A 5,092-nucleotide genomic window follows, 5' to 3' on the forward strand; every position below is an offset into this window, starting at 1 on the left:
GTCAATGCCCAGGGCGATGACGTTGGCCAGTGCCTGGGCGGGCCATGGGCGGCCGTTCGGGACTTCGTCGGTGGCGACCACGTGATCGGCGACGTAGCCGTTGGTGGCGGCCAGTTCAACCACTTTGTCCATGACCAGTTTCGGGTAACCGGAGCAGGAACCGATCCTGATCCCTTGCTGGCGCAGGTTGGCGATGGTCTCCAGCGCCCCCGGAATCAGCGCCGAGTGTTCGGCGATTTTTTCGATCTGCAGCGGCATGAAGCGTTGGTAAATCGCAGTGACGTCATCGTCAGTCGGCGTGCGGCCGAACACTTTGCGATAACGCTCGGCAACTTCCGGTAGATCGCACAGGGTGCGGATGTGGTCCCACTTGCCCATGCCCATCGGGCCACGGGCTTCTTCGATGGACACCTGGACATCGAACTCGGCGAACGCCTCGACGAAAATCTGCGTCGGGGCGAAGGAGCCGAAGTCGACCACGGTGCCGGCCCAGTCGAGGATGGCGGCTTGGAGTTTGGTTGGGTTGGTGTAGTTCATGGCGTTTGGATTCCTGTGAGAACGAGCTATTCGGAAATTCAGCTTTTCTGTGGGAGCGAGCTTGCTCGCGATGAGGCCTGGTCAGTCGACATCAATGGTGAATGTCAGACCGCTATCGTCGGAACGCCGCCCGGAGCAAGCTCGCTCCCACAGGGGTATACGGTGTGGCCTAGATCTCTAACACTTCCATCTCGCGCAAAACTTCAGCAATCGCCGCCACGGCTTCGCGCATTTCGGCTGGCTGGACATGGCCAATGCAGCCGACGCGGAAGGTTTCGACCTGGGTCAGTTTGCCGGGGTAGAGGATGTAGCCCTTGGCCTTGACCCGCTCATAGAACTCCTTGAACTGGTAGCGAGGATCTTTCGGGGCATGAAAGGTGGCGATGATCGGCGCCTGAATAGCCGCCGGCAGGAAACTGCGCAGCCCCAGTTTGCCCATCTCTTCCATCAATGCCTGGCAGTTGGCGGCATAGCGTTCGTGTCGGGCCGGCAGGCCACCTTCTTCGTTGTATTGCAGCAGGGCTTCGTGCAGCGCCGCGACCACATGGGTCGGCGGGGTGAAGCGCCACTGGCCGGTCTTGGCCATGTAGGCGTGTTGGTCCTGCAGGTCCATGGCCAGCGAATGCGAGTTACCGGTGGCGTTGGCCAGGGATTCTTTGCGAGCGAAGACAAACCCCATGCCCGGAACACCTTCCAGGCATTTGCCCGAGGCAGCGATCAGTGCGTCGAACGGCACTTGCTGCGCATCCACCGGCAGGGCACCGAAGGAACTCATGGCGTCGATGATCAGGCGCTTGCCGTGTTCTGCGACGACCTGGGCGATCTGCGGCAGCGGGTTGAGGATGCCGGTGCTGGTTTCGCAGTGAATCAGGGCGACGTGGGTGATGCCGGTGTCGGCGCGCAGCAGGCGATCGACGTCGGCGGCGGTGGTCGGCTCGTCTTCGGCGGTTTCGAAGGTGCTGAAGGAGCGGCCGAGCACTTCACAGATTTTTGCCAGGCGTTTGCCGTAGGCGCCGTTGATCAGTACCAGAATCTTGCCATCGCGAGGCACCAGCGTGCCGATCGCTGCCTCGACCGCGAAGGTGCCGCTGCCTTGCAGGGGCACGCAGTGGTGAGTGGCGGCGCCGTTGATGATTGCCAGCAGTTGCTCGCAGAGGCTGGCGGTCAATAGATTGAAACGGTCATCCCATGAACCCCAGTCGACCATCATCGCCTGACGGGTGCGGGCCGATGTGGTCAACGGGCCGGGGGTGAGCAGGATGGGTTCGGCAGTACTCATTCTCGTGTCCTCGCAATCGATGGGATGAAGCTACGGCGCTTAAATTGCAATTTGCCGTGTTATCAATCAAATTGTTTGTTGTTATGCCAGCCATCAGTGAGGGTTATTCATGAACCTGTTTCAGCTGCGCGCATTCGATGCTGTGGCGCGGGAAGGCAGCTTTACCCGGGCGGCGGCGCGGCTGTTCATCAGCCAGCCGGCGGTTACCGGGCACATCAAGGCCCTGGAGGAGCACTACCAGATCACCTTGCTGCGCCGTACCGCCCGCCGCGTGGAACTGACGGAGGAGGGCACCAAACTGGCGGCCATCACCCGGGCGATGTTCGGCCTGGTCGAAGAGGCGCAGGTGATGCTCGAAGCCAACCGGCAACTGCTGACCGGGCGTCTGGAGGTGGCGGCGGACGGCCCACACATGGTCATGCCGATGCTTGCCAGTCTGCGGGCGCGCTATCCGGGGATCACGGTGAACCTGCGCCTGGGCAACGCCCAGGAAACCCTGGCGGCGTTGTTGTCCGAACATGCCGACGTGGCGGTGTTGACCGAAGTCGAGCCGCGCAAGGGCTTGCATCTGCAGGCGCTGAACGAATCACGGATTTGCGCGCTGGTGCCCGCCGGGCATCCTTGGGCGCAGAAGACCAAAGGCGTGCAGCTCAAGGAGCTGGATCAGGTGATCATGGTGCTGCGCGAACCGGATTCGATTACCCGGCGCACCTTCGATGAGGCTTGCGCCCAGGCCAGGGTCAATCCGCGGGTGTTGCTGGAGCTGGACAGCCGCGAAGCGGTGACCGAGGCGGTGGCCGCCGAACTGGGGGTAGGGGTGGTGTCGTCGGTGGAGGTCAGCCACGATCCACGGGTGGCGGCGGTGCCGATCATTGGCGAGGGGTTGGTGAATCGGCACATGATCGGGTGCATGGAGCGGCGACGGGATTTGCGGTTGATTCAGGCATTTTTCGGGTTGGCCCCCGTCAGGTAGACCGGGTCGCCTGCAATCGCGGGCAAGCCCGCTCCCACAGGGTTTCATGCAGGTTCGCCGATTTTGTGTACGACCCAATACCTGTGGGAGTGTGGCTTGCCCGCGATGGCGTCGGACCTGCCTACACAAGACTCTCACGCACCATCTCCAGAAAAGTCGCCACCACCCGCCGCGAACTCTGCTCGCGCAGGCAAACCAGCGTTTCAGTCAGCCGTCGTTCGCAATCGGTAATCGGCAGTGCACAAACCCTGGAGTCGGCGCCAAACTCGGCAGCCGACACCACGCCCACTCCGATCCCGACCACCACCGCTTCCCGCGCCGCCTCCCGACCTTCGACCTGAATCGCCGGGCGAATGCGGAACCCGGCGCGTTGCATTTCCTCTTCCAGGGTCTGCCGGGTCACCGAACCGATTTCCCGCAGCACCAGGGGCGTGTCATCGAGATCCGCGAGGGTGATGGATTCGCGGTCGGCCCACGGATGATTGCGCGAGACGAAGGCCACCATCGGGTCATTGCGCAGCGGCAACGAGATCAGTCGTTCGTCGCTCACCTCGCGGCCAAGCAACGCCAGGTCGGCCTGATAGTTGAACAGCCGGAACAGCGATTCATCGGTGTTGCCGGTTTCGATCTTTACGCTGATCCCCGGGTAGCGCTCACAGAACCGGGCGATCTGCGGCAGCACATGCACCGGCGCATCCACCGCCAGAATCAGGCTGCCGGTCTGCAAGGCCTGGGAGTCCTGCAACAGTTCCTGGGCCTCGGCTTCGATGACAAACAATTTCTGCGTCACGCCGAGCAGGCGCTCGCCCAGATCGGTCAGGCGCACGGAACGCTTGTTGCGGTGAAACAGCAAGACGCCGTAACGCTCTTCGAGTTTGCGCACCTGGTCGGAAATCGCCGGTTGCGTCAGAAACAGGCGTTCGGCGGCCTTGGTAAAGCTTCCATGGACCGCCACGGCATGGAACGCTTTGAGCTGGGCGTGGGAAACCGACATGGAAATCTCCAGTAACAAGCTGAGCTTATTTTGGAAATACGATAAATCGATTTCACTTATTAATCAGTAATTGTTTTTATCCACCTCAGCCCCGCCGGCTGGTCAGTCGAACAGCAGCGGGTGCCATGAGCCTGGGCGTGCAAAAAACAGGACTCATCTGACCGGTATCTGCCGTAGGGACAGGGCGATATCGCAGTGCTCAACAATAAAAACACAGGCGTTTTCTTCCAATTCTGCCGGCACACTCACACCCTGAGGTCAGAACCACAATGAACAAGCACATCGGCACCATCAAGCGTTGGCGCGTGCAGATCTTCGCGATCACCTGGCTCGCCTACGCCGCGTTCTACTTCACCCGCAAAGCCTTCTCGGTGGCCAAGCTCGGCATCGCCGAAGACCCGACCTTCATGCTCGACAAAATGGCCATGGCCAACCTCGACGCCATCTACCTGACGGCCTACGCCGTCGGTCAGTTCACCTGGGGCATCCTCGCAGACCGTTTTGGCCCGCGGGTGGTGGTGCTGGGCGGATTGCTGATTTCCGCCTGTGCGGCGCTGGTGATGGGCAACTTTGCAACCTTACCGATTTTCGCTACCTGCATGCTGATCCAAGGGCTGGCGCAGTCCACCGGTTGGTCGGGGCTGTGCAAGAATCTCGGCAGCTTCTTTCCCTCGGAGCAACGCGGGCGGGTACTGGGCCTGTGGAGTTCCTGCTACGCCTTTGGCGGTCTCGTGGCGTCGCCGTTTGCCGGTTGGTGGGCGTATACGCTCATCGGCACCTGGCATGCGGCGTTTGTTTCCAGTGCGGCGGTGGTTGGGCTGGTCGCCGTGCTGTTTTTTATTTTTCAACGTAATAAACCGGAGGACGTCGGCTTGCCGGCGGTGGAGCCGGAACCCGAGCTGACCGCCGAACAGGCTGACGCGCAAAGCAAAATCAGCATGTGGGAGCCTTTGAAGGAAATCCTGCGCAATCGTACGGTGCTGGTGTTGGGGTTGGCGTACTTCATGCTCAAACCGGCGCGCTACGCGATTCTGTTGTGGGGACCGGTGATCGTCTTCGAGCAGATGCCGTCGGTGGGCAAGGTCGGCGCGGCGATCATTCCGACCGCATTTGAACTGGCCGGATTGCTCGGGCCGATCCTGATTGGCCTGGCCTCGGACAAACTGTTCGGTGCCCGGCGCATGCCGGCCTGCGTGATCAGCCTGTTGGCGCTGACGGTCTCCCTGGCGTTTTTCATGGGCGCCCTGCATACCGGTAGCGTGCTGCTGGTGGTGGCGCTGCTGTTCGTCATGGGCCTGACCCTCTACGG

Annotated in this window: 5 protein-coding genes; 2 read left to right on the top strand and 3 right to left on the bottom strand. The window is 61.5% G+C overall.

The genetic code is table 11. The annotated features are described in order from the left end of the window. Both phnX and ACXRVY_RS16660 read right to left on the bottom strand, forming a co-directional pair. Positions 1-537: phosphonoacetaldehyde hydrolase (gene phnX, locus ACXRVY_RS16655; protein WP_458237791.1), on the bottom strand; the 537-nt coding region annotated here is incomplete at its 3' end. 169 nt (positions 538-706) lie between these two features. Beyond that, a complete protein-coding gene (locus ACXRVY_RS16660; protein ID WP_223463837.1) occupies positions 707-1,816 on the bottom strand; it encodes a 2-aminoethylphosphonate--pyruvate transaminase in 1,110 nt (369 codons plus the stop codon). Positions 1,817-1,925: 109 nt separating this feature from the next. Between ACXRVY_RS16660 and ACXRVY_RS16665 the strand changes: the two genes are divergently transcribed. Then, positions 1,926-2,789: a LysR substrate-binding domain-containing protein gene (locus ACXRVY_RS16665; RefSeq protein WP_223463836.1), complete on the top strand. Its 864-nt coding sequence runs from the start codon at positions 1,926-1,928 to the stop codon at positions 2,787-2,789. A gap of 121 nt (positions 2,790-2,910) precedes the next feature. On the opposite strand, the gene ACXRVY_RS16670 is transcribed toward ACXRVY_RS16665, so the two are convergent. Next, entirely contained in the window at positions 2,911-3,783 is an 873-nt protein-coding gene (locus ACXRVY_RS16670) for a LysR family transcriptional regulator (protein ID WP_223463835.1), read from the bottom strand. Positions 3,784-4,052: 269 nt separating this feature from the next. Here ACXRVY_RS16670 and ACXRVY_RS16675 point away from each other — a divergent pair. Continuing rightward, positions 4,053-5,092 (top strand): MFS transporter (locus ACXRVY_RS16675; protein ID WP_458237792.1); only part of this gene is annotated, 1,040 nt, incomplete at its 3' end.

It is taken from the genome of Pseudomonas sp. P5_A2_2 (assembly GCF_054177685.1).

Excerpts from the sequence above, each read along its gene's own strand:
- ACXRVY_RS16660 (WP_223463837.1), bottom strand. The coding sequence starts at position 1,816 with ATGAGTACTGCCGAACCCATCCTGCTCACCCCCGGCCCGTTGACCACA.
- ACXRVY_RS16665 (WP_223463836.1), top strand. The coding sequence starts at position 1,926 with ATGAACCTGTTTCAGCTGCGCGCATTCGATGCTGTGGCGCGGGAAGGC.
- ACXRVY_RS16670 (WP_223463835.1), bottom strand. The coding sequence starts at position 3,783 with ATGTCGGTTTCCCACGCCCAGCTCAAAGCGTTCCATGCCGTGGCGGTC.